24 protein-coding genes are annotated in these 26,245 nt (G+C 40.1%); 14 read left to right on the top strand and 10 right to left on the bottom strand.

Annotated elements, in window-relative coordinates:
* Positions 1-156: 156 nt before the first annotated feature.
* The 8 genes from M1F17_RS03635 to bolA form a co-directional block, all read right to left on the bottom strand.
* The gene (locus M1F17_RS03635) at positions 157-528 is read right to left on the bottom strand and encodes a ComEA family DNA-binding protein (protein ID WP_036958552.1); all 372 of its coding nucleotides are present in this window, start codon (positions 526-528) and stop codon (positions 157-159) included.
* Positions 529-672: 144 nt separating this feature from the next.
* Positions 673-2,544 carry a peptidylprolyl isomerase gene (ppiD, locus tag M1F17_RS03630; protein ID WP_136134841.1) on the bottom strand — a complete coding sequence of 624 codons (1,872 nt, stop codon included), beginning with the start codon at positions 2,542-2,544 and terminating at the stop codon, positions 673-675.
* Between the two features lie 175 nt (positions 2,545-2,719).
* Positions 2,720-2,995 (bottom strand): nucleoid-associated protein HU-beta, encoded by a 276-nt coding sequence (gene hupB / locus M1F17_RS03625; RefSeq protein WP_004914513.1) that lies wholly within the window; start codon positions 2,993-2,995, stop codon positions 2,720-2,722.
* A 236-nt stretch (positions 2,996-3,231) separates the two neighbouring features.
* Entirely contained in the window at positions 3,232-5,670 is a 2,439-nt protein-coding gene (gene lon, locus M1F17_RS03620) for an endopeptidase La (protein WP_004905440.1), read from the bottom strand.
* A 206-nt stretch (positions 5,671-5,876) separates the two neighbouring features.
* Positions 5,877-7,154 carry an ATP-dependent protease ATP-binding subunit ClpX gene (clpX, locus tag M1F17_RS03615; RefSeq protein WP_094962144.1) on the bottom strand — a complete coding sequence of 426 codons (1,278 nt, stop codon included), beginning with the start codon at positions 7,152-7,154 and terminating at the stop codon, positions 5,877-5,879.
* 114 nt (positions 7,155-7,268) lie between these two features.
* Entirely contained in the window at positions 7,269-7,889 is a 621-nt protein-coding gene (gene clpP / locus M1F17_RS03610) for an ATP-dependent Clp endopeptidase proteolytic subunit ClpP (protein WP_004905443.1), read from the bottom strand.
* A gap of 538 nt (positions 7,890-8,427) precedes the next feature.
* Positions 8,428-9,732, bottom strand: a complete 1,305-nt coding sequence (gene tig / locus M1F17_RS03605) for a trigger factor (protein ID WP_004905445.1) — start codon at positions 9,730-9,732, stop codon at positions 8,428-8,430.
* A 352-nt stretch (positions 9,733-10,084) separates the two neighbouring features.
* Positions 10,085-10,423: a transcriptional regulator BolA gene (gene bolA / locus M1F17_RS03600; protein WP_004905448.1), complete on the bottom strand. Its 339-nt coding sequence runs from the start codon at positions 10,421-10,423 to the stop codon at positions 10,085-10,087.
* Positions 10,424-10,680: 257 nt separating this feature from the next.
* Here bolA and M1F17_RS03595 point away from each other — a divergent pair, with 257 nt between their 5' ends.
* From M1F17_RS03595 to M1F17_RS03555, 9 genes are all read left to right on the top strand, one after another.
* The gene (locus M1F17_RS03595; RefSeq protein ID WP_036958553.1) at positions 10,681-11,262 is read left to right on the top strand and encodes a YajG family lipoprotein; all 582 of its coding nucleotides are present in this window, start codon (positions 10,681-10,683) and stop codon (positions 11,260-11,262) included.
* Between the two features lie 130 nt (positions 11,263-11,392).
* Complete coding sequence (ampG, locus tag M1F17_RS03590; RefSeq protein WP_094962141.1) at positions 11,393-12,895, top strand: muropeptide MFS transporter AmpG; 1,503 nt, start codon at positions 11,393-11,395, stop codon at positions 12,893-12,895.
* A gap of 272 nt (positions 12,896-13,167) precedes the next feature.
* The gene (locus M1F17_RS03585; protein WP_112307844.1) at positions 13,168-13,938 is read left to right on the top strand and encodes an outer membrane protein OmpK; all 771 of its coding nucleotides are present in this window, start codon (positions 13,168-13,170) and stop codon (positions 13,936-13,938) included.
* Between the two features lie 428 nt (positions 13,939-14,366).
* Positions 14,367-15,338 carry a cytochrome o ubiquinol oxidase subunit II gene (gene cyoA, locus M1F17_RS03580; RefSeq protein WP_004905454.1) on the top strand — a complete coding sequence of 324 codons (972 nt, stop codon included), beginning with the start codon at positions 14,367-14,369 and terminating at the stop codon, positions 15,336-15,338.
* 4 nt (positions 15,339-15,342) lie between these two features.
* The gene (gene cyoB, locus M1F17_RS03575) at positions 15,343-17,334 is read left to right on the top strand and encodes a cytochrome o ubiquinol oxidase subunit I (RefSeq protein WP_036958554.1); all 1,992 of its coding nucleotides are present in this window, start codon (positions 15,343-15,345) and stop codon (positions 17,332-17,334) included.
* Positions 17,324-17,938, top strand: coding sequence for a cytochrome o ubiquinol oxidase subunit III (locus tag M1F17_RS03570; RefSeq protein ID WP_004905456.1), 615 nt, complete (start codon positions 17,324-17,326; stop codon positions 17,936-17,938). Before cyoB ends, M1F17_RS03570 begins: the two co-directional genes overlap by 11 nt.
* Positions 17,939-18,271, top strand: a complete 333-nt coding sequence (locus M1F17_RS03565; RefSeq protein WP_004905459.1) for a cytochrome o ubiquinol oxidase subunit IV — start codon at positions 17,939-17,941, stop codon at positions 18,269-18,271.
* A 12-nt stretch (positions 18,272-18,283) separates the two neighbouring features.
* Positions 18,284-19,171, top strand: a complete 888-nt coding sequence (gene cyoE / locus M1F17_RS03560; protein WP_004905461.1) for a heme o synthase — start codon at positions 18,284-18,286, stop codon at positions 19,169-19,171.
* 312 nt (positions 19,172-19,483) lie between these two features.
* Positions 19,484-20,845 (top strand): MFS transporter, encoded by a 1,362-nt coding sequence (locus tag M1F17_RS03555; RefSeq protein ID WP_112307843.1) that lies wholly within the window; start codon positions 19,484-19,486, stop codon positions 20,843-20,845.
* 205 nt (positions 20,846-21,050) lie between these two features.
* Here the strand turns inward: M1F17_RS03555 and M1F17_RS03550 are convergent, their stop codons facing one another.
* Entirely contained in the window at positions 21,051-21,542 is a 492-nt protein-coding gene (locus M1F17_RS03550; RefSeq protein ID WP_004905465.1) for a YajQ family cyclic di-GMP-binding protein, read from the bottom strand.
* Positions 21,543-21,729: 187 nt separating this feature from the next.
* Here M1F17_RS03550 and panE point away from each other — a divergent pair, with 187 nt between their 5' ends.
* From panE to M1F17_RS03525, 5 genes are all read left to right on the top strand, one after another.
* Positions 21,730-22,644, top strand: coding sequence for a 2-dehydropantoate 2-reductase (gene panE, locus M1F17_RS03545; RefSeq protein ID WP_318837238.1), 915 nt, complete (start codon positions 21,730-21,732; stop codon positions 22,642-22,644).
* Entirely contained in the window at positions 22,604-23,197 is a 594-nt protein-coding gene (gene yajL, locus M1F17_RS03540; RefSeq protein WP_318837237.1) for a protein deglycase YajL, read from the top strand. Before panE ends, yajL begins: the two co-directional genes overlap by 41 nt.
* A 177-nt stretch (positions 23,198-23,374) precedes the next feature.
* The gene (locus tag M1F17_RS22545) at positions 23,375-23,596 is read left to right on the top strand and encodes a Hok/Gef family protein (RefSeq protein ID WP_413242982.1); all 222 of its coding nucleotides are present in this window, start codon (positions 23,375-23,377) and stop codon (positions 23,594-23,596) included.
* 384 nt (positions 23,597-23,980) lie between these two features.
* Entirely contained in the window at positions 23,981-24,124 is a 144-nt protein-coding gene (locus tag M1F17_RS03530; RefSeq protein WP_004905468.1) for a Hok/Gef family protein, read from the top strand.
* Between the two features lie 384 nt (positions 24,125-24,508).
* Positions 24,509-24,652 carry a Hok/Gef family protein gene (locus M1F17_RS03525; protein WP_004905468.1) on the top strand — a complete coding sequence of 48 codons (144 nt, stop codon included), beginning with the start codon at positions 24,509-24,511 and terminating at the stop codon, positions 24,650-24,652.
* Positions 24,653-24,722: 70 nt separating this feature from the next.
* Here the strand turns inward: M1F17_RS03525 and thiI are convergent, their stop codons facing one another.
* Positions 24,723-26,174, bottom strand: a complete 1,452-nt coding sequence (thiI, locus tag M1F17_RS03520) for a tRNA uracil 4-sulfurtransferase ThiI (protein WP_180312369.1) — start codon at positions 26,172-26,174, stop codon at positions 24,723-24,725.
* Positions 26,175-26,245: the final 71 nt, after the last annotated feature.

Genomic DNA, 26,245 nt, shown 5'->3' with positions numbered 1-26,245 from the left:
TTTTTAATAACATAAAAATAACAAATGTACGGAAAATGTGCTGAATGATTATCAATAATAAGACTTAGCTCGCAAATTATTTATAAAAAGCTTAGTTTTCTGCTTAATTATTAACCTTTAATATATTACCCCCATACTCTGTATGGGGGATTTTAGTTACAAAGTTAACTTATCTTTATTCTTTTCTAAAAATGCAGGACCTATCCCCTGAACTTCTAAAATATTTTCAATGGAATTAAAAGCACCATATTTTTGCCTATATTCAACGATTGCTTTCGCTTTTTGCCTACCTATACCAGTAAGTTTTTCTGCAAGTTCTTCTTCACCCGCTAAGTTGATATTCACTTTGTCAGACTGGCCATGGCTCGTTGATGGTGAGTTATTACTTACTTGTTTTTCTTGAATGACAGCCTCTGTGGCTTTTTCTCGCTCAATTTTCTTAGCCAAAGAAAAAGAAGAGAATGAGCATAATAAAGAAAGGAGCAGAACAATACCTAATCTGCATTTATTGACTGAATTCCATAACATATTTGTTCTCCTGTGTATGTTGAGACACAACGATGCCATAGAAAAATACGGAACACTTTTCAATAATACTGAAAATACGAAAGGCCACCCAAAGGTGGCCTTCTATTCATGAAGTTACAATTTTACTTGCGAAGCTGCTCGCAATTACTCAATATTCAGCACTTCAATTTTTGCATTCTCACGCAAATTAAGCATCAGAGCTTCATTGACCGCAGAACTCATAGCACCTTGGTATTCACGAGTCAGTTGCTTTAACTCATCATCCGTCGGTTGGCCTAGCGTAACTTTATCTAGTTGAATAAGCACATAGTTATCGGACTCATCACGCGCAAGTGCATAACTTGGTTTACCATCAGCAGGTTGCGGCATTTCCATCGTTGCATTAATAACCGCTGTTTGTGGCATTAAACGAGAAACAGTTTGAGTATCGGAAAATTTAACCCCCGCCGCATTTAGAGCTTCTGTTCCTTTACCCGCATTTAACTCAGCAAGAAGTTTATCACTCGTAGCTTTCAACTCTGCATCCGCTTTTTGGCGCTTAACCAGAGTTTCAATTTCGGACTTAACCTTATCAAAAGGTTCAACGCTTTCAGGTTTGTACTCTGTTACACGCACAACAAATGCACGGTCCCCTTCAACGTTAATAACATCTGAGTTGATCCCTTTAGAACCATTTTTATCCACTAAACGGTCGCTAAATACTTCACTGACCACTTTAGGGAAATTAAGTGCGGCAGGTGGATTTGTTCTATCAAACCAATCCGTTGTCACAGCTTTCAAACCAGATACAGATTCAACCGAAACTAATGATTCCATATCACTCGTGGCAGCCTCACTAACCTTCTGCTGTAAGTCATAGAATTGTTTAATGTTTTTATCTTGAAGTAAGCTAGTTTTAATACTTTCTTCAACTTGCTCAAACGGTTTAATAGATTCAGGTTTAATATCATCTAAGCGAAAGATAACATAACTATTTTGTGATTTAACAGGTGCCGAAAGTTGCCCTTTTTCTGTTAATTTTGCGTCCACAATTTCGCTTGGCGTTGATGCCGCTTCCATCCAACCAATCAAGCCTTTTTGCCCTGCACTGAATTTATCCGTTGATTTTTCAGTTGCCAGTGTTGCAAAGTCCGCACCTTGTTTTAATTCATTCAGAATATCATTTGCTTCTTTTTCTGAAGCTACCTGAATCATGCTGTACTGTTTTTGCTCTGCCTGAGTATAATTTTTCAGGTTTTGATCATAATACGCTTTTACTTCCTCAGCTGACACTGTCGCTGGCGGCATTGATGCTGCATCCATTTCAACATAGCTTACTTGTACTTTCTCAGGTGAGATAAAGCTATTTTGGTTGGCATCATAGTAGGCTTTTAATTCTTCTTCAGAAGCTGTTTGTTTTGCTTGAACCTCTGCTAAATCTAAGATTGCAGTACGAATTTCACGTTCTTGCATAAATAATTCAGCATATGCTTTAACTTCTGATGGTAAAGCGAAATCCGTTCCAGTAAAGGTTTTTCCTAACTGAGCTCGTGTAAGGTCTTGGCGAATTTGAGCCGCAAGGCTATCCGCGTTAATGTTGTTACGACTTAAGATCTCACGATATTTTTCGCTATCAAACCGGCCATCTGTCTGGAAAACAGGCATTGAGAAAATATATTGCTCAATTTGCTGGTCACTTGCTGAGAGCTGTAATTCATTAGCATACTGATTAATCAGTTCATTGTTAATCAAGTTATCAAGAGCTTGACGACGCAGTAAATTCATACTTTCTTCATTACTAGCGACTTCTGAGAATTTATCCCCTAGGTACTCTTGTAATGATTGGCGTTCTTGTTGAAAAGCCTGCTGTAGCTGTTCGCGGCTTATTGATTGCCCGTTAACTTCAGCTGCATTATTTGCACTGTTGCCACCGAGGCCCCCCATCATAACGCCACCCAACACGAATGAAAGGATAATCAGCGCCAGTATTATTTTGAGCAAAGGACTATTCGCCTTTGTGCGTAAATTTTCCATCATAAAAAGGCTTAACTCCGCTTTGTTGAATTCAATTTCCTGATAATACGCTAATCTTAACTCAGAAAGAAAAAAAAGCGCACCATTTCAATGGTGCGCTTATATATTAGCTGATTAAAGACATTCCGTCAGTTTGAGTTTTCGCAAAATTACGAGAAAGACAAACTTAAATACTTAATTAGCTATTTACAGCGTCTTTAAGACCCTTGCCTGGACGGAAAGCAGGAACTTTCGCCGCAGCGATTTTAATTTCTTTACCCGTTTGAGGGTTACGGCCTGTACGTGCTGCACGCTCACGAACAGAGAAAGTCCCAAAGCCAACTAGAGCAACATCATCCCCTTTACTCAGAGAACCTGTTACAGTAGCAACGAACGCGTCAACAACACGACCTGCTGCAGCTTTAGAAATATTCGCATCAGAAGCGATTTGATCAATCAGTTGAGCTTTATTCACTCTTATCATCCCCATATTAGTTGGACTATAAATCTCTTAATTAACTATAATTAACTATAGCAGTTATTAGTATAGTTAATTAATGATGCAGCCGTTATATCAATCCTGATTACCAATGGCAAGAGAACAGATTGCATACAAACAATTATCAGAATCATCGTTAAATTAGCGATGAAAAAAAAGACTGACAAGCCCTAAATTAGCTGTCAGTCTTAATTTTATACAAACTTCTTGATTCAGCTCACTCTTTTAGCTTTCTTTTTAACTACTTCTGCCCCAAAAGGAGGGTTAACTAAAGCTAAAGAAAGAACTTCTTCAATTGTTTTCACCGGATGAATTTCGAGATCCGCGATCACATTTTGAGGAATTTCCTCTAAATCACGTTCGTTTTCTTTAGGGATTAATACGGTTTTAATCCCTCCACGGTGTGCAGCCAATAATTTTTCTTTCAGGCCGCCTATCGGGAAAACTAAACCTCTTAAAGTAATTTCACCTGTCATTGCTACGTCAGCTCTAACTGGATTACCCGTTAAGCAAGAGACTAAAGCGGTTGACATCGCAATACCCGCACTCGGGCCATCTTTTGGTGTAGCGCCTTCTGGTACGTGAACATGAATATCACGTTTTTCATAGAAATCACTATTTATACCCAGTTTTTCTGCTCGAGCTCTAACAACCGTTAATGCCGTTTGGATAGACTCCTGCATGACTTCACCTAAAGAACCGGTATAAGTTAGTTTGCCTTTGCCTGGCACACATGCAGTTTCAATAGTCAGTAAGTCACCACCAACTTCAGTCCAAGCAAGGCCTGTAACTTGCCCAACACGGTTTTCTGTGTCTGCTTGGCCATAATCAAAACGGCGAACACCCAGATAATCTTTCAGGTTATCAGCGTTGATTTCAATGTGCTTAAGCTTTTTGTCCATGAGCAGCGCTTTAACCGCTTTACGACACAATTTAGAGATTTCACGCTCTAAACCACGAACTCCAGCTTCACGAGTGTAATAACGAATAATGCTCATTAAAGCACTATCATCGATAGTTAACTCATTCTTTTTCAATGCGTTACGTTCAATCTGCTTAGACAGCAAATGTTTTTTCGCAATATTCAGTTTTTCATCTTCTGTATAGCCAGAAAGACGGATGACTTCCATACGATCTAACAATGGTGCTGGAATATTCATCGAGTTGGATGTTGCAACAAACATCACATCAGACAAATCGTAATCCACTTCCAAGTAGTGATCGTTAAAGGCAATATTTTGTTCTGGATCAAGCACCTCTAATAATGCAGAGGCTGGGTCACCACGCATATCAGATGACATTTTATCAATTTCATCCAATAAAAATAGTGGGTTTTTGACCCCTACTTTTGCCATCTTTTGAATCAGCTTACCTGGCATTGAACCGATATAGGTACGACGGTGACCGCGAATTTCAGCTTCATCACGCACCCCACCTAATGCCATACGAGTGTATTGACGGCCAGTAGCCTTAGCAATAGATTGCCCCAAAGAGGTTTTACCCACGCCCGGAGGCCCAACCAGACAGAGGATTGGCCCTTTAATTTTACTGACGCGGCTTTGCACTGCCAGATACTCTAAAATACGGTCTTTCACACGCTCTAAACCGTAGTGATCGGTATCTAACACTTCTTGAGCTTTAACTAAGTCTTTTTTGACTTTACTACGTTTATGCCATGGTACCTGCACCATCCAATCAATATAGCTACGGACAACAGTAGCTTCTGCTGACATTGGCGACATCATTTTCAGCTTCTGCAATTCTGCTTCTGCTTTCTCTTGTGCCTCTTTTGGCATTTTCGCTTCTTCGATTTTACGTTTTAGCGATTCATATTCGTCTGGTGCATCGTCCATTTCACCCAGCTCTTTCTGAATGGCTTTCATTTGCTCATTCAGATAATACTCACGCTGGCTTTTTTCCATCTGTTTTTTAACACGATTGCGGATGCGTTTTTCCACTTGCAGCAGCTCAGTTTCTGACTCCATCATGGCCATCAAAAACTCTACACGCTCTGCGATATTTGCCATTTCTAAAACGCGTTGTTTATCCGCTAATTTTAGTGGCATGTGAGAGGCAATGGTATCTGCCAGTTTGTCTAGCTGATCTTGTTCAATCGCATGTAACGCGGTTAATACTTCAGGTGGAATCTTTTTATTCAGTTTTATATAACTTTCGAACTGACTAACGATAGTGCGGTACAACACTTCGTTTTCTTTTTCATCAAGTGCGTCTGATGATTGAGAACCCGCTGTCGCTTCATCATACGCTGCGTGCTCAGATTCATTATTTTGCTCTGCAGCTAAATATTCTGCTTGCGCTAAGAAATATTCGCCATTATCTGTCAAACTGGTAATACGTGCACGTCGTAGACCTTCAACGAGGACTTTAACGGTACCATCAGGCAGTTTTAGCATCTGAATAACCGATGCGACTGTACCGACAGCAAATAAATCATTCACCCCTGGCTCATCAGTCGAGGCTTCTTTTTGCGCAACCAGCATTACCTGCTTGTCATGATCCATCGCTGCTTCCAGACTGTGAATGGATTTTTCACGTCCAACAAACAGTGGGATCACCATATGTGGGTATACCACTACATCACGCAGAGGCAATACTGGTATTTCAATGCGTTCGGAACGCTCAGGATTCATAAAGCTCTCTCTTCGTTTAGCTCACGCTAGTTTAAGGGTTTCTATCTCTTGTTTTAAAATTACTTTCTAGAACAAGGAAACCACACCTCAGAATATAAACTATATGGGGACAAGATTTTAGCATTCAATGGCTAGTTGAACATAAAAAACAAAATGAGGGAAACCCCTCATTTCGTTTGATTAACTATTGAACGTTTTATATGGGATTAGTTATCGCCAGAAGCTTGAGCATCAGGTTTGCTATATATCAATAGCGGTTCTGATTGTTCGTTAATGACGTTTTCATCAACGACAACTTTTTCAACATCACTCATTGAAGGAAGGTCATACATCGTATTTAACAATGCAGCTTCAACAATAGAGCGTAAACCACGAGCTCCGGTTTTACGTGCCATAGCTTTCTTAGCTATTGCTTTTAGTGCTTCTTCACGGAATTCGAGTTCAGTATTTTCAAGGCTAAATAAGGCTTGATATTGTTTAGTTAAAGCGTTTTTAGGCTCTTGCAGAATCTGAATTAATGCTTCTTCACTTAATTCAGTTAATGTTGCAACAACAGGTAAACGGCCAATAAATTCAGGAATTAAACCAAATTTAATTAAATCTTCTGGCTCTGCCTGAGTTAATAACTCACCTTCCGTTGCTTTATCTGATTCACCTTTCACTTCGGCAGCAAAACCGATACCTGAACGGGTATTTAAACGCTGGCCAATTACTTTGTCGAGCCCTGCAAATGCCCCACCACATATAAAGAGGATCTTTGAAGTATCAACCTGCAAGAACTCTTGCTGAGGGTGTTTACGTCCCCCTTGTGGCGGTACTGCTGCAACCGTTCCCTCGATTAGTTTCAGAAGGGCTTGTTGCACACCTTCACCAGAAACGTCACGGGTAATTGATGGGTTATCTGACTTACGTGAAATTTTATCAATTTCATCAATATATACGATACCACGTTGAGCTTTTTCAACATCGTAATCGCACTTTTGTAGTAATTTTTGAATAATATTTTCAACGTCTTCACCGACATAACCAGCTTCAGTTAATGTCGTTGCATCAGCCATTGTAAATGGTACATCCAAATAACGCGCTAAAGTTTCAGCTAAAAGCGTTTTACCACTACCGGTTGGGCCAATTAGCAAAATATTACTTTTGCCTAATTCAACGCCATCACTGGTTTTATCACCATTACGCAAGCGCTTGTAATGGTTATATACAGCAACCGCTAAGACTTTCTTCGCTTTTTCTTGGCCGATGACATAGTCGTCAAGATGCTGCCGGATTTCATGTGGCGTAGGCAGCTCACTACGCTCGCGATGCGGCGTAAGTTCTTTTATTTCTTCACGGATGATATCGAGACATAAATCTACGCATTCATCACAAATATAGACTGACGGACCGGCAATCAGCTTACGAACTTCATGCTGACTTTTTCCGCAGAAAGAGCAGTAAAGCAGTTTTCCTGTCCCCTCTTTGCGTTTATCTGTCATCAGTTGACCTCACTTTTATCCATATTGTTTTGTTTTCATTCAATTAAAAAACAAAACAACGATTTTCTTTAAAATAGTTTATGGTATGAACTAATTATACCAAAAGTTAACCCATTAACGGCTACTATAAATTTGGTCGACTAAACCATACTCTTTTGCTTCATTTGCAGATAAGAAGCGGTCACGCTCTGTGTCTCGAGTAATTTCTTCAATGGATTTACCAGTATGTAGAGCCATTAGCTCGTTCATTCGAGATTTCACTTTAAGAATTTCTTGAGCATGAATTTCGATATCTGACGCTTGACCTTGATAACCCCCTAATGGTTGGTGGATCATCACGCGTGAATTTGGTAAGCAGAAACGTTTACCTTTGGTACCCGCCGTCAATAAAAAAGCCCCCATGGAACAAGCTTGTCCCATACAAATAGTACTTACATCAGGCTTGATAAACTGCATCGTATCGTAAATTGACATTCCTGCGGTAATAACGCCACCCGGTGAATTAATATACAAATGAATATCTTTTTCAGGGTTTTCTGCTTCAAGGAATAACATCTGAGCGACGATTAAATTCGCCATATGGTCTTCCACTTGACCAGTCAGGAAGATAATACGTTCTTTTAATAGACGTGAGTAAATATCATACGAGCGCTCACCACGAGAAGTTTGCTCTATGACCATAGGCACAAGGGCCATTTGAGATGCTAATTGTTCCTGACTGCCAAAATGTGACATCGAAATCTCCTATTAAAAACGTTCCGGTGCTTGCGCCTAATTTGCTGTCTGCCTGCTATTTTGAGCAGAGATCATGCCACAAACAACGGTTTTAAAAAATTCCTGTGTCTGCAGGCTCTTTCAATTCTCTTATTTTCTAGTTTAGCTAATATTTAACCAAGCAACTGGCGAAATAAGAAGAAAATGCAGCTAAGTATGCTGCAGTAAACAAGACGCTCTGTAAAAGAGTTTAACACAAGTCTATTGGGTTACACGGAATTATACCATTAGAAAACCATACTTGATTTTCAAAAATGACGAAATAACTCGATTGGTTAATATCACTATTTCTACAATATTAAGCTATTCAAAATAGTTCAAATTGCAATTAAAGCCCCACTTAGACTACTTGAAGTATAGATAATATAATTAGGGTTTAAATGTGTTTTTCAAGGGTATCCTAATTAAATTCGCTAAAGTGATAATTTAAAGGCTTTAATTGACAAAAAACCCGTAGTATTACACCACGGGTTTCATTATTTTGTACAGCAAGAAAGAATTAACCTGCTTGAACTTGGTTCATCAGTTCAGTGAAGTTAGTTTCTTTTTCTGTCACTTTAGCAACAGCCAATACAGTTTCAACAGCTTGTTCTTCTAAAGCTAAGTTACGAACGCTATTCATCAGCTCTTCGTTTTTGCTGTAGTATTCGATAACTTCAGCTGGATCTTCATACGCAGAAGCCATTTCCTCGATCAGCGCTTTAACGCGATCTTCGTCAGCTTTCAGTTCGTTTTTGTTGATCACTTCGCCTAACAGCAGACCGATCACTACGCGACGTTTTGCTTGTTCTTCAAACAGTTCACGAGGTAATTCCATCGCTTGTTTTTCGTCGCCACCAAAACGCTGTGCCGCTTGACGACGCAGAACATCAATTTCACCATCAACAACTGCTGCTGGAACTTCGATGTCGTTAGCTTTGATTAAGCCATCAAGAACTTGTGCTTTAACACGGTTACGCACGGCATTTTTCAGCTCACGCTCCATGTTTTTACGTACTTCTGCACGCAGGCCATCTAAAGAACCATCAGCGATACCAAAACGCTTGATGAATTCTTCAGTGAATTCAGGCAGTTCACGTTGTTCTACTTTCTTCAGAACAATAGCAAATTTCGCCGCTTTACCTTTCAGGTTTTCAGCATGGTAGTCTTCTGGGAAGTTAACTTCGATATCGAATTCTTCACCCGCTTTATGACCAACAACACCTTCTTCGAAGCCTGGGATCATACGACCTTCGCCCATAACGAGCGCGAAATCTTCTGCTTTTCCGCCTTCGAATTCTTCACCATCGATAGAACCGGTAAAGTTGATAGTGATGCGAGAGTCAGCTTCTGCTGCCGCTTCAACTTCTTTCCACTGCGCTTGTTGCTTACGCAGAGTTTCTAACATGTTTTCCAGATCTTCATCTTTTACAGATACAGCTGGTTTTTCAACTTCAATCGTTTCTAAACCTGTTAATTCGATTTCTGGGTAAACTTCGAATTCAACTGAATAAACAAAATCTTTACCGTCTTCGAGTTGCTCAGGTTTGTAGCTAGGCGCACCCGCTGGATTGATTTTTTGTTCAATAATTGCGTTGATGAAGTTACGTTGCATTACATCGCCCAGAACGTCTTGCATAACAGACGCGCCGTAACGCTGTTTAACGATGTTCATTGGTACTTTCCCTTTACGGAAACCATCAACACGTACTTTTTTAGCAACACTAACTAATTCGCTATTAACTGCTTTTTCAATATCAGTGGCAGGAACGGTGATTGTTACACGACGCCCAAGGCCTTGAGTCGTTTCAACAGAAACTTGCATCTTCTTACCTCAAAATAAATCTTAGTGATCGGTCTACTCCAGAGTTATGCCATTAAATCATAACGGCTGTCTCCCTTCCAGAACCGGGGGCGTTACTTTCGTAACGGTCAATCCCTGATATCAGAAGCGTCCCGAAACCTTACTGAAAATTAGACGCAGCATTATACCGATGCATGCGCCCTGAGTCGAGAAAAGCTGAGAAAAGAAGCGTTTTTTCCTCATTATTTGTGACTTTTCTGACTAAATTTTTTGTTTTTTCACCTAATTTGAAGAAAAAACATTCACCAAGCTCATCATCGAGCATGGCTGATTAAGTACAGCATAGTCTCAGTGTATTAACTGAAACAAAAAATTACCGATTAACACCGCCGACACCACGACAAGCAGGTGATTTTAACGCAGTGTCAGCAAGCTCATTCCACTCTTGTTGCGTATATGTATGCAAAGCAAGGGCATGGATCCCTCCCGATAATTCGCTGGCTAAAATAGCATAAATTTCGCGGTGGCGGGCAAGCATTCGTTTATTTTCAAATTTATCACTCACTAAAATAACTTTGAAATGGCTTTCAGAGCCCGGTAACACATTGTGTTGGTGGCTTTCATTAATTACCTCCAAATGTGTAGGTTCGAAAGCAGCTTGTAATTTTTGGCTCACAAGAGATTGCATACTTTGAGCTGCATTAGCGACCATAAAATGCTCCTTAATTAAAAATTATGCTCAGAGGCAATTATCTTTTATTGTACGTGTTGATTATTGCTATCTTCTTATTATAGAAATATCCGATAATAACTTGCCAATGTTATGATAGCGGCACATTGATGCGAATTTTTTCAAAAATTGTTGTCTAATAGTTCAGGATAAATAAGCCGCTAAGCTTTATATTGAACGACGGCTACCCGCACCATAACGAAACATTTTCAATTAGGAAAGATGAACTGGAAAAAATTATGTTAAGAAAACTGTGTTTTCCACTTTTAGGGTTATTTCTTCTTGCGGGCTGTGCAACCAGCAGCAATACATTATCACTTGAGCCTAAGATAGCTTTACCTGCAAAAAACCCCACACTGAATGCAACTTCAATCAGTGTTAGCAGTGTAGACAATCGTACGAATAAATCCTTAGCGGAAGTCAACCGCAATGGCAGTTTAGTCGTACTGAACCCTTCACGCGATCCTCGTTATCTGATGCAAGAAGCCGTCGAAAAACAAATGGCTGCACGTGGCTTTATGGTGACATCACCAGCAAATGTGAATCTAGTCGTTCAATTGAATAAACTCGATACCAAAGTCAGTGAAGGCAGCTTGCGCCATAATATTACCGTAAACTCCAGTGTGAGTATTATTGCAACAGCCCCAAATGGTTCGACAAAAACACGTTCATTTACCCGCAATTTTAATACACAAGAGTTATTAGCAGCCAATAATGACAAGATTGCAACAGCTATCAATAGCGCACTCACTGATTTAATTGCAGATATGGCAACAGACCAAGAAATCACCGATTTTATCAGACAAAATTCACGCTATTAACTGAGCAATCATTATCATTAAGTATTAAGCTACCTAAGCTCTCACTGATTGAGCTTGGGTAGCATAGCGCAGCCAATACCTCTGCAGCGCAATGTATTGCAGCAATATCACACTGGCTTAGAGGGAAATAATGCCTCGTTTTACTCTACCAAATAACATCACTTTAATCCTTTTAGGCTTTGTTTCTGGTCTACCTTTAGCTTTAACTGCAGGTACATTACAAGCTTGGCTAACTGTTGAAAATGTCGATATTAAAACTATTGGTTTCTTTTCATTAGTCGGACAGGCTTATGTGTTGAAATTTCTTTGGTCCCCAATGATGGACCGCTATACTCCGCCCTTTCTTGGTCGTCGAAGAGGATGGCTATTAACCACGCAAATTCTGTTGATTATCAGCATTGCCGCTATGGGCTTTATGACCCCCTCAGAACATTTGTGGTACCTTGCTGCGCTGGCGGTCACTGTTGCATTTTGTTCAGCCTCACAAGACATTGTTTTTGATGCCTATAAAACTGATTTACTGAGTGCGGAAGAACGCGGAATTGGTGCTGCAACCTCAGTTATGGGTTATCGGATCAGCATGTTAGTTTCAGGCGGCCTTGCTCTTTGGTTAGCGGATAAGTTTTTAACGTGGAAACAACTATATTTAGTCATGGCAGGGCTGATGATTATCGGCGTTATCGCAACATTACTCGCGAAAGAACCCGAAGAAAGCTGCGCTGCACCAACATCACTAAAAAAAGCAATATACGAACCACTCGCTGAATTCTTTAGCCGAAACAATGCTTGGCTAATCTTACTACTGTTAGTTTTTTACAAGCTCGGTGATGCCTTTGTCATGGCGCTTAATACCAACTTTCTATTAAATGCTCTTGGTTTTAGTTTAAGCGAAGTGGGTACCGTCAATAAAACTGTTGGTATGGCTGCAACTATTGTTGGAGCGTTACTTGGTGGTTATCTCATGAAAAATATGAGCTTATTTAAAGCTCTATTTATTTTTGGGCTTCTACAAGGCGGCTCTAATATAGGCTATTGGTTCTTAGCGATAACACCGCCCCATATCTTAACCATGGGGTCGATTATCTTTCTAGAAAATATCTTCTCTGGTATGGGAACCGCCGCTTTTGTCGCCCTATTAATGACACTATGTAATAAGTCGCTATCCGCAACGCAGTTTGCACTTCTTTCTGCTCTTTCCGCCGTTGGTCGTGTTTATATTGGCCCAGTCGCAAGTATTTTTGTCAGTAATTATGGCTGGCCACTGTTCTACCTTATTTCGATCGCAGTTGCAGTCCCTGGTGTTTTGCTTTTATTAGCTTGTCGGACATCCTTAATCTACACACAAACAACAGGGTTGTTTCAACGGCGTCAGCTGTATGCGAAAGGGTATCGCATTGCCGTTTATGCTCTTATTACTGCCGTTAGCTTCCTTGCTATTTGGCTACTTTCATTACTTATATTTTCATTTAGTGATATGAAAGTTTATCTGTTTACAACACACATTGAATTTTGGCTGAGTTTACCCCACTACCAAAACCTTATTTTTAATACTGGTATTAGCATTGGTGCTATCAGCTTAGTTATTGGTGGTAGTTTAGATTTCCTCGCCGTTCGCAAAACAGTACAGCAATAACCCTCCCAATACTCTTTCTCATTCTTTTCATAATTCCCTAAGCAAAGCTTATTTGTTTAGGGAATTTGATCTTTTGTATAAATTAGATCTAAATAGCAAAACAAAGCAATAACATCTAAATATCGTGATTACGATCACTTCATTCGTGTAAAATATTTCTTAATTACAATTTTCAAGTCTAATATATCACAAGTTACAAATTGGTTAGCTAAAGTGTTAATAACTAACGCACTACTAAATTCCATTAATCAATAAGTGAAAATAATCTATATATGAAAAAAATCATTTACATGACCGCCTTAATTTCTCTAGCAGGTACGGCATATTCTGACAATATTATTGGCTATAAAAATGGCTTTGCTGATGTCAATGTAAACTATTTAGATTGGTCACATCGTACTGAAACCAAAACAGAAAACACGACACGTAAGAAAGATTTTGCCTATATTGAGCTTGAAGGCGGTGCCAATTTTAATTGGGGTGAGTTATATGGCTTTTTTGATCTCGAAAACCCACTCCATAGCCAACACACCGATTCAGGACGAAATAAACGCTATACCATTAAAACAACAGGCCGCTTTTATTTAGGTGATACTGGTTTCAACCTATACGGACACGTTTATGGCACTTGGTCATTACCTGGAGCCAAGTATGGTGGTAATTTCCACGATGTGAATACTTTATATGGTATTGGTTATAACACTGCATTCGGTGATTTATGGTTTAAACCTTTTATTGCTCTTAATTACACCGACCAGACATTCTATTCAGGTAATAATGGATATGTAGCAGGTTGGGTGGCTGGCTATAATTTCAGCGTATTCGAAGAAAATTTCATGATAACAAACTGGCATGAAATGGAATTCGCGAGGAATAAACGCTATAACGGGGACAAGCGTAATGGCATAAATGGCGCCCTCGCTTTTTGGTGGAATGCAACAAACCATGTTTCTGCAGGGGTACAATACCGCTATGCTGATAATAAATTAGGAGATACTTTCTACCAAGATGCAATCATTTACACATTAAAGTATACCTTTTAGCGCACTATAGAACATTGCATCAGAAGTTAACTATTTTCTTATTTTTATCAGTAAAATAAGAATTTTTCTTTATGATTTAGCCGATAAAGCAACCAAAATAGCTTTATCGGCAATAAAAACTGTAATTTCCCTTAGCAAATTGCTAATCATTTATATCAGTTTCACTATTTTTTCATTTCTTTTGTATATATTTTTCTTTGAAAAATTACCAAGATAATTTAGTATTAATAGAGTTTTATCAATACATACTTATAATCCGTATCAATTTTAACTTTTTGTTTATAAGTTCTTTACATGTGATCATATTAACATAAAGAGCTAACAATTCAGTTTCTTTGCCTTACAATCATTTACACTCGCATAACCTTACCGTAAAATGCCCGCACTGATGAAACGACAATTAGAATCTTTGTCATTTGGGGTCGTGGATGAGACTTATGAACTACAAAAAAAGCATCGGAGCAATCTCACTCGTTGTAGCTGCCTTACTACTAGGTGGTTGCGATATGGTGTTGATGGATCCAAAAGGCGCCGTTGGCGTTAAACAAAAAGAGCTAATTCTTATTGCAATTGGCTTAATGCTACTTGTTGTTATTCCTGTTATTTTCATGACGATTATCTTCGCAAGAAAATACCGTGAATCCAACACGTCAGCAACCTACCGTCCTAATTGGGCTCACTCAAATAAAATTGAGTTAGTCTGCTGGACCGTTCCTATCATCATTATCATTATTCTAGGTGCTATCACTTGGAAGACGACACATGAGCTGGACCCGTATCAGCCATTAGTGAGTGATCAGGAACCTGTCACTATTGAAGTTATTTCTGCTGACTGGAAATGGATATTTATTTATCCAGAGCAAGGCATTGCAACAGTTAATGAAATCGCATTCCCTACAGGTGTGCCAGTTAACTTCAAAATCACGTCAGATTCGGTGATGAACTCATTCTTCATTCCATCTTTAGGTGGCCAAATCTACGCGATGGCAGGTATGCAAACTAAACTTCATTTAATCGCTAATGAACCAGGTACCTACAAAGGCTTCTCAGCAAGTTACAGTGGCCATGGCTTCTCTGATATGAAGTTCAATGCTATTGCAACTCCAGACCGTCAAGGTTTTGATGAGTGGGTACAAAAGGTAAAAGCTTCTCCTAAAACAATGGATACCATGCAGGCATTCGACGAAGTCGCTAAGCCAAGCATGAACGTTCCTGTTACCTACTTCTCTAGCGTGAAGCCTAAACTTTATGAAGATATCGTTCTGAAGTTTGGTCATGAGCACCATAAAGGTCACGCTCCTGTAGAAAATCAAAGTCATTCAATGACTGACCATAACGATGCTACAGGCAATTCAATGCAAATGAGCCATAGTGCTCATGCTGCTGGCGCTGAGGAATAAGGGCATGTTCGGAAAATTAACACTAGATGCAATTCCGCTCCATGAGCCGATTATCGTTGTCACCCTGATTGCTATTGTCCTAGGTGGACTTGGCTTAGTAGGTGTGATTTCTTACTTTGGTAAATGGAAGTGGTTGTGGAAAGAATGGTTAACCTCTGTTGACCATAAGAAAATTGGTGTCATGTACATCATTGTCGCAATGGTTATGTTATTCCGTGGCTTCGCGGATGCTATCATGATGCGTGGGCAGCAAGTTCTTGCTTCTGCTGGCCAAGAGGGTTTCTTGAATCCTCATCACTATGACCAAATCTTCACCGCACACGGCGTTATCATGATTTTCTTCATGGCAACTCCATTCGTTGTCGGTCTGATGAACTTAGTTGTGCCTCTGCAAATTGGTGCACGTGATGTTGCGTTCCCATTCCTTAACTCATTGAGCTTCTGGTTCTTTGTTGTTGGTGTTGTGTTAATCAACATCTCTCTAGGGGTAGGTGAATTCGCACAAACTGGTTGGTTGGCTTATCCGCCATTATCCGGCTTGGAGTACAACCCTGGGGTCGGGGTCGATTACTGGCTCTGGAGTCTCCAGATATCCGGTATTGGTACACTATTAACAGGGGTTAACTTTATCGCGACTATTATCCGTATGCGTACGCCGGGTATGTCGATGATGAAAATGCCTGTATTCAGCTGGGCTGCGTTATGTACTAACGTATTGATTGTTGCTGCTTTCCCTATCTTAACTGTTACATTAACGCTTCTGACGTTAGACCGTTATTTAGGCACCCATTTCTTCACTAATGATATGGGCGGCAACATGATGATGTACATCAACCTGATTTGGGCATGGGGTCACCCTGAGGTGTATATCCTTGTTCTGCCAGTGTTCGGTGTATTCTCTGAAGTTGCAGCAACCTTCTCGAAAAAACGTTTATTCGGTTATACCTCATTAGTTTGGGCGACAATCGTTATTACCGTTATGTCCTTCATCGTTTGGTTGCACCACTTCTTTACGATGGGTTCAGGAGCGAACGTTAACGCCTTCTTCGGTATCGCCACAATGATTATCGCTATCCCTACAGGGGTTAAGATCTTCAACTGGTTGTTTACCATGTACCAAGGCCGTATCGAGTTTAAATCACCTATGCTGTGGACTATCGGTTTCATCATCACCTTCTCTGTTGGTGGTATGACTGGTGTTCTGCTTGCTGTTCCAGGTGCAAACTTCGTTCTGCATAACAGTCTATTCCTGATTGCTCACTTCCATAACGTTATCATTGGTGGTGTTGTATTCGGATGCTTCGCGGGTATGACTTACTGGTTCCCGAAAGCATATGGCTTCACGCTAAATGAGAAATGGGGTGTTCGTGCCTTCTGGTTCTGGATCATCGGTTTCTTCTTAGCCTTTATGCCACTGTATATTCTTGGCTTTATGGGTATGACCCGCCGTTTAAGTCAGAATATTGACCCGACTTACCACACAATGTTAGTTGTTGCTGCAGGCGGTGCTGCGTTAATCGCAATCGGTATTGCATGCCAAGTTATCCAAATCATTGTGAGTATCCGTGACCGTCATGAAAACCGTGATTTAACCGGTGACCCATGGGGTGGACGTACACTTGAGTGGGCGACATCTTCTCCACCACCTTTCTATAACTTTGCGATTGAACCACACGTTCAAACCCGCGATGCATGGTGGGATCTGAAAGAGAAAGGCCTTGCTCATAAGAAACCAACTTCATATGAAGAAATTCATATGCCGAAAAACACAGGCGCAGGCGTTATTATCGCTGCATTTAGCTTAGTTTTAGGTTTCGCAATGATCTGGCACATCTGGTGGCTCGCAATCATTGGTTTCGGTGGAATGATCGTAACTTGGATTGCAAAAAGCTTCGACGAAGATGTTGATTACTACGTACCTGTGGCTGAAATCGAAGAAATCGAGAATAAGCACTTTGAAGAATTGCGTAAGGCAGGTGTGAACGATGTCAACTAATACAATGACTAACCAAAATATCGCCCATGCTGAGCATGGGCACCACGATGCAGGTGGAACAAAAGTATTCGGTTTCTGGCTCTATATTATGAGCGACTTGATCCTGTTTGCTTGTTTGTTTGCTACCTATGTTGTTTTGGCCGATGGAACTGCTGGCGGTCCTGCTGGTAAAGATATCTTCAGTCTGAAGTTCGTATTAGGCGAAACCTTCTTACTGTTAGTGAGTAGTATCACTTACGGCTTCGCAATGATAGCGATGCACAAAGGTAAGATAGCTGCTGTTAACTTATGGCTATTTGCAACGTTCCTGTTAGGTCTTGGCTTCGTCATCATGGAAATCTATGAGTTCCATGAATTGATCGCAGAAGGCTTTGGTCCTGACCGTAGCGGTTTCTTATCTGGCTTCTTCGCACTCGTTGCGACTCACGGTCTACACGTAACTGCGGGCCTGATCTGGATTATTATCATGATGATCCAAGTCACTCGCCGTGGCCTGACTGATGTCAACAAAACACGTTTAAACTGCCTAAGTTTGTTCTGGCACTTCTTAGACGTTGTGTGGATTTGTGTATTTACCGTTGTTTATCTTCTGGGGGCTATTTAAATGAGTCATGCAAAAGATGCTCACACTGGAGCAAGCCACGGTAGCGTTAAAACATACCTGATTGGCTTTATCCTATCAGTTATCCTGACAGTGATCCCTTTCTGGATGGTGATGGAAGGTACAGCGTCAACTTCAGCAATCCTTTGGACTGTTGTAGGCATGGCGGTTGTGCAAATTCTGGTTCATTTGGTTTGTTTCTTACATATGAATACATCATCAGATGAGCGTTGGAATTTAGTTGCCTTCCTGTTCACCATGCTTATTGTTGGCATTGTGGTCATTGGCTCACTGTGGATTATGTACAACCTGAACATCAATATGATGCTCGACTAAAGAGTTGCCGATATGTTTAAGCAATACCTGCAAGTGACCAAACCAGGAATTATATTCGGAAACTTGATTTCTGTGATCGGTGGTTTTTTATTGGCTTCAAAAGGGTCAATTGATTACCCACTGTTCGTTGCGACTTTGCTGGGTGTATCACTGGTCGTGGCTTCTGGTTGTGTTTTTAACAACTACATCGACCGTGATATCGACCGTATCATGGAAAGAACGAAGAATCGCCCTTTAGTTAAAGGGTTAATTGATCCGAAAGTTAGCCTGATTTACGCTGCTGCATTAGGTATTGCTGGTATGGTGCTGCTACTTGTAGCAGCCAATGCTCTGGCAATGCTGCTTGCAGTTATCGGTTTCATTGTTTATGTAGGTATTTATAGCCTATATATGAAACGTAAATCCGTTTATGGCACACTGATTGGCAGTCTTTCAGGCGCGGCACCACCAGTTATCGGTTACTGCGCTGTTACAAATGAATTCGATATGGGGGCACTTATCCTATTATTGATATTCAGTTTGTGGCAAATGCCTCATTCTTATGCCATTGCTATCTTCCGCTTTAAGGATTACAAAGCCGCAAACATTCCTGTGTTACCGGTTATTAAAGGAATTTCCGTCGCGAAAACGCACATCTTCCTGTATATCCTAGCGTTTATGGTCGCAACATTAATGTTAGCTATCAGTGGATACGCGGGCTATAAGTACCTCATCGTAGGTGCAGCAGTCAGCTTATGGTGGCTAGGTATGGCAATTTCGGGCTTCAAAACCGAAAATGACGACCGGGTCTGGGCAAGAAAACTGTTCATTTTCTCAATCGTAGCGATTACTTCATTGAGCGTAATGATGTCAGTTGACCCTATCGTTTCAAGCGATACTGTTATAGCTCTCGTCAGATAACTTATCTGTTTACTGATGATAACGATGTCTAAACGGCGGGCCTTCCCCGCCGTTTTTATTTGTCTCTAACTGCTTTTACAACTCACTTTTACTTATTCTGCCTATCCTTATGAATCTATTTTATGGTTAAATAGCCGCTTGCTATTGATAAGCTAGATATCAAATGCACTATTAAAAATGCTAATAGGTTGAGATTAAAAACATATTGCCACAACATATACGTATTTATTCAACTTGTTGTATTTATTAATGTGTGACCTAACTAGCTGAGAGAAGTCAACACCGCTACAGCACGAAATATGAAGAATAAAAATGAATGATAACAAAATGACATCCACAGAGCTTAGATCCACTTGGGGATTAGGCTCCGTTTTCTCCTTGCGAATGCTTGGAATGTTTATGGTATTACCTATTTTGACCAGCTATGGGATGCATTTACAAGGTGCTAGCGAGTTCTTAGTGGGTGTCGCTATTGGTATCTATGGCCTTAGCCAAGCCGTTTTTCAAATCCCTTTTGGTTTAATGTCAGATAAGATTGGTAGGAAACCTTTAATTATTATTGGGTTAGTTATTTTTATTATCGGAAGTATCGTTGCAGCACTAAGCGATTCTATTTGGGGAATTATTATTGGTCGGGCTTTACAAGGCGCCGGAGCAATTTCTGCTGCCGTCATGGCATTACTTTCTGACCTAACTCGAGAGCAAAATCGCACTAAAGCCATGGCATTTTTAGGTATTAGTTTCGGTTTAACTTTTGCTATCGCCCTCGTACTTGGCCCAATTATCGCTAATTGGGTTGGTTTAAGTGGCTTATTTTGGGGGATAGCGCTACTTGCAGTTGGTGCTATTGCAGTGACTGTTTTTGTTGTTCCTAATACTAATACTCATGTCTTAAATCGTGAGTCTGCATTTGTGCAAGGTAATTTAAAAACGGTTTTAATGCACCCTCAATTACTCAAATTAAATATAGGGATCCTCAGCTTACACACCCTACTGATGTCCAGTTTTGTTGCTCTGCCTCTTATCATGACTGACTCTGGCTTTTTAGCGAAAGACCATTGGAAAGCCTATTTAGTCACGATGTTAATTGCTTTTGTCACCGTACTTCCGTTCATTATTTATGCGGAAAAATACCGCAAAATGAAACAAGTCTTCTTATTCTGTATTGCCGTTTTAGCATTGGCCGAAATTACCTTATGGTTTTCTGGTAGTCACTTATGGGTGATTTTCTTAGGTATTCAACTGTTTTTTATCGCTTTCAATATCATGGAAGCCATTTTACCGTCACTCATAAGCAAAGAGGCGCCTGCGGGCTATAAAGGAACTGCCATGGGCGTTTACTCCACTAGCCAGTTTTTAGGCGTTGCCATCGGGGGTATTGTTGGTGGGTGGTTATACAGTTTTGAAGGAGCTAGTACCGTTTTTATTGGTGGTTTAATTTTGACCATTATCTGGTTTATCATTAGCCTGACAATGCAGCAGCCTCCTTATGTCAGCAGTATTCGTATTGAATTACCCAACCATATTGGAGATACAAGAGCTCTTGAGAAAAAATTACAAGCTCAAGAAGGGGTGATGGAAGCGCTTGTCGTTGACGAGGAATTTAGTGCTTATGTTAAAGTTGATAGAAAAATCATCAATCGAGAGCAACTTGAAGCATTAATAAATCAGTAAAAATTAGCCCGCTATCGCGGGCTGAGGTTGTTGACAAAGCAGGATAAAAGCGTGGCTTTTCCCGCTTTGTGTTATCAGCCGAAAATCAATAAATTGATTTTCCTAGTTTATTTTCAAAACCTATTAGACTTGCCGCCAAACATAATATGTTTGTCAGCAATCTGAGCCCGCTATCGCGGGCTTTAAATGAATGCTTGAAAAATAACTAATCGCGGAAGTTATTAAATTGAAAAGGTTGGCCTAAGTTCCCGCCACGTACTAATGCCATAACCGATTGTAAATCATCACGGGCTTTGCCCGTCACACGTACTTGGTCACCTTGAACTTGTGCTTGGACTTTCAGTTTACTGTCTTTAATTAATTTAACGATTTTTTTAGCAGTTGCAGCATCAATACCTTGCTTGAACGTAACCTCAACGCTATAGGTTTTTCCACTATGAACAATATCTTCTGGCACATTCAATACAGCACCATCAATACCGCGTTTTGCCATTTTTTCTCTTAAGATATCAACTAACTGGAGTACTTGGAAATCAGACTCGCTAGTGATTTTAACTGATTCATTTTTGTCATTTAGCTCAAAACTAGCTTCGACATTTTTAAAATCCCAACGGCTGGTTAACTCACGCTGCGCATTTTCCACCGCATTACGTACTTCATTCATTTCCACTTCAGATACAATGTCAAATGATGGCATAGCTAGAACCTCACTGATAATTTTTAGACTGTGCGCATGATAACGTTTTTATTCACATCACTTCAAGTTATCAGGGTCTGTGATACTTCGTTAACTACAACTTCGTATCGTAAAAGGTTATAATGATAAGAGATCACTTCCGCCTTACCTTATAAGACGTTAAAGTCCCATTTTCAAAGGGGAAACAATGAAAATAACTCTAATTGGTTGTGGTGCGATAGGTAAACTGTGGCTTGCTTCACTTGCAATACAAGGGCATGACATACAAGGTTGGCTACGTGTTGCACAGTCTGATTTATTCGTCGATGTTAATGAACCTGATGGGCGTAGTTTCCGAGAGCTGATTCCTTGTAATAATATTAACCACTTGCAAACCAGTGAGTTGATCATTGTTTGTTTAAAAGCATGGCAAGTTTCTGACGCTTTATTACCTTTGATTAATACTATCCCAGAAAATACGCCTATTCTATTACTGCATAATGGTATGGGGACGATTGAAGAGCTGGCGCCTTTACGTCATCCTATCTTAGCGAGCGTCACAACCCATGCAGCTTGGCAAGAAAATAACCAAGTATTTCATGTCGCAAATGGCATCACACATATCGGCGCTATCAATTCCCAAGCACAAGCTTACTACCCAATAGCAGATATCTTGCATGAAGCCTTACCTGATGTGGCTTGGCATAATAATATTTTAACCACTTGCTGGCGTAAATTGATTGTAAACTGTGTCATTAACCCCCTTACCGTCGAACATAACTGTAAAAATGGTGAATTAATCCAACATTCCACACAGATATCTCGGATCATTGATGAAATATGTCATGTTATGGCGGCAGAAGGGCTGCATACGGATAAAGCAGAACTGACTGAGTATATTTACGGCATTATCAATAATACCGCTGATAACTATTCCTCTATGTTACAAGATATGCGAAATAATCACCGTACAGAGATTGATTACATCACTGGCTTTTTAATCAAACAAGCACGAGCTCATGGGATCAGTACACCTGAAAACGATCGCCTTTATCATTTAGTCAAAAATAGAGAACAACAATATGACGACTTCCGCTCTAGTTTGCATCGCTCATGGGAGTGAAGAAATTGAATTTACCATTACTGCTGATTTATTAGTTAGAGCAGGCATTAATGTGTCTTTAGCGAGTGTGACGGAAGACGGTTCTTTAACCATTACCGCTTCACGAGGCCTAAAAATTATTGCCGATACCCCATTGATTAAAGTCGCTGATGAGCCTTTTGATGCCATTGTGCTACCCGGTGGTATAGCGGGCGCAGAAACGTTCCGCGATAGCCCACTGGTTGTTGAAAAAGTTCGCCGTATGCATCTTGATGGTAAAATTGTAGCAGCTATTTGTGCAGCACCAGCGCTTGTACTTGAATATCACCAATTGTTTCCACTAGGTAATATGACCTGTTTTCCATCAATGAAAGATAAAATTCCAGCTCATATATGGGTCGATCGCCGAGTTTACTTTGATGAACGTGTCAATCTATTAACTAGTCAAGGACCCGCCACTTCTTTTGACTTTGCATTAAAGTTAATTGAACTATTGGCAGGCCGAAAGACTGCAGCCCAAGTTGCCACTCAACTCGTTTTACCTAATGGTATTAACGATTATTTAGAAGATTAAATATAAAACTCATTATAAAAAACGAATTAGAAATACAACTTAACTTATTGAATAATAAAAATTAAATAGTAAAAAAATCTGTGTTTAGAGTACTTTTTTGCTATGATTGCCGCGGGTGCTTGGATCATTTGGTTCAAGCATTTGTGAGAGCCAAAAAGACGAAAGCCCCGAATTTAGATGTTAATCTTAATCCGAGGCAGTCTCCAACTCTCAACAATTGGATTCTGTCTCCTTTTAGAAAAGGAGTCAAGAGGAATGGCCAAAATTGCCCTTCTGGGGCTAGTTACCGTGTGTCTGACGGTATTGTGTTTTTCGTTATTGATGCAAGAAAGACTGTGCTCTTTCAGTATCAGCAGCGGAAACACGCTGGTTCAAGCTACGTTATCCTGCGATAACTAGTCTTGTGGGGGAAATTTCCCCCACATTTCTCTCTGATTGTGAGTTGATGATACAAGCACCCCGTTTTTATTCTCTACTTATTTTTATTCAGCTCACTTTGTCATTTCTATTTCAGTTGCATCAGTAATCATATTAATATCAATGATATCGAAACCATTATAACCAACTGAATTTAAATATTTTATTTTCAATAATGAACGATAAAAACATTTGTTTAGAGTGATTTTTTGCTATGATTGCCGCGGGTGCTTGGATCATTTGGTTCAAGCATTTGTGAGAGCCAAAAAGACGAAAGCCCCGAATTTAGATGTTAATCTTAATCCGAGGCAGTCTCCAACTCACACAATTGGATTCTGTCTCCTTTTAGAAAAGGAGTCAAGAGGAATGGCCAAAATTGCCCTTCTGGGGCTAGTTACCGTGTGTCTGACGGTATTGTGTTTTTCGTTATTGATGCAAGAAAGACTGTGCTCTTTCAGTATCAGCAGCGGAAACACGCTGGTTCAAGCTACGTTATCCTGCGATAACTAGTCTTGTGGGGGAAATTTCCCCCACATTTCTCTCTGATTGTGAGTTGATGATACAAGCACCCCGTTTTTATTCTCTACTTATTTTTATTCAGCTCACTTTGTCATTTCTATTTCAGTTGCATCAGTAATCATATTAATATCAATGATATCGAAACCATTATAACCAACTGAATTTAAATATTTTATTTTCAATAATGAACGATAAAAACATTTGTTTAGAGTGATTTTTTGCTATGATTGCCGCGGGTGCTTGGATCATTTGGTTCAAGCATATGTGAGAGCCAAAAAGACGAAAGCCCCGAATTTAGATGTTAATCTTAATCCGAGGCAGTCTCCAACTCACACAATTGGATTCTGTCTCCTTTTAGAAAAGGAGTCAAGAGGAATGGCCAAAATTGCCCTTCTGGGGCTAGTTACCGTGTGTCTGACGGTATTGTGTTTTTCGTTATTGATGCAAGAAAGACTGTGCTCTTTCAGTATCAGCAGCGGAAACACGCTGGTTCAAGCTACGTTATCCTGCGATAACTAGTCTTGTGGGGGAAATTTCCCCCACATTTCTCTCTGATCGTGAGTTGGTGATACAAGCACCCTGTTTTAAGTTATGGGCGATAAACCTTTATATTTTCATAACCTTGTTCTTTTAGGTATAGCGCTTGCAAGCGGCTCATTACCCCACGGTCACAATATAATAAATAGGTTTTATCTTTTGGTAAGTCACCAAATTGCGTACTCAACTTATAGAATGGAATGTGCTTAATTTCCATTCCATCTACATTCAGTGGTTTGTCTTCGAATTCATCAATTGAACGAATATCTAAAATCACTTCATTTTCAATTGAAAGCTCACTCACCATTTCAATTTCAGGAACTTTTTCAAGACTTTCTTGTGCAATTTGTCGAATATCTATATTTTGAGCTTGCTCAACAACAGACTCTAAAATACCAAAATCAAAATTGGCCTCTTCCGCTTCAATCCGCGCTTTCACCGCTTTAACTGTTGGGCTTTTTGAGATTACACCACAATATTCAGGCATGGTTTTTGCGAAATCTTCAGTACCAATTTGGCGAGCTAACTTAATAATATGTTCTTTATCATGGGAAATTAGCGGCCTTAATACGAGAGTATCAGAAGCATTATCAATTAAACGCAAGTTTGTTAAAGTCTGGCTTGATACCTGCCCTAACGCTTCACCTGTGACAATCGCCTGCACGCCATAACGCTCAGCAACTTTAGATGCCGCTCTTACCATCATACGTTTGAGCACAACGCCCATTTGGCCATCATCCACTTTTTCTAAAATTTCAGCCACAACTGGCTCAAAATTTACAGCAATAAAACGGACTTTATGGGAGCTACCAAAACGGTTCCACAAATAATGTGCGATTTGCTTCACACCAATTTCATGTGCAGCTCCGCCTAAATTAAAGAAGCAATAGTGAACACGACAGCCACGGCGCATCAACATATAGCTCGAGACACCTGAATCAAAACCACCGGAAATGAGTGACAACACATCCTCTTGGGTCCCTATAGGGAAACCACCAATGCCTTCAATACGTGCTTTAACTAAGATAAGTTTATCATCTTCGATTTCTAAGTGAATCGTGGTGTCAGGGTCTTTAAGCTTAACTTTTGCAGATGCAATGTGCTGGTTTAACCCACCACCGATATAGCGTTCAGCATCGATGGATGAAAACTCATGTTTACCACGACGTTTCACCCGCACACAGAATGTTTTATTTTCTAATGACTCGCCATAGGCTTCGTGTGTCATTTCGTAAATATGATGCAGACTAGTAAACGGTTTTTCTTCCACTTCGAGAATATGGTGAATACCTGGGATACGCCCTAGCATGTCACAAATTTCATCGTGTTTTGTTTCCCCCTTCACACGCACTTCAATGTTATCCCAATTACGGACAACCGAAATCTCTTCGCCAAGTGGTTTAAGCACGTTACGGATATTACTGGTCAAAATTTTAATGAAACGTAGCCTAACAGTTTGGCTTTTAATGGTAATTTCTGGGAATAACTTAATGATAAACTTCATAATAGCTGCATGTTCATGGTGGTTGGGGGCAAACGAATGTGCCTTAACAGAGACACATGACACGTTACCAA

Origin of the sequence: Providencia sp. PROV073, from assembly GCF_033688125.1 — a bacterium.
Classification (GTDB): Bacteria; Pseudomonadota; Gammaproteobacteria; order Enterobacterales; family Enterobacteriaceae; genus Providencia; species Providencia hangzhouensis.
Note: the sequence above shows the minus strand (reverse complement) of the source record. Positions and strands in the feature narration are given on the sequence as shown.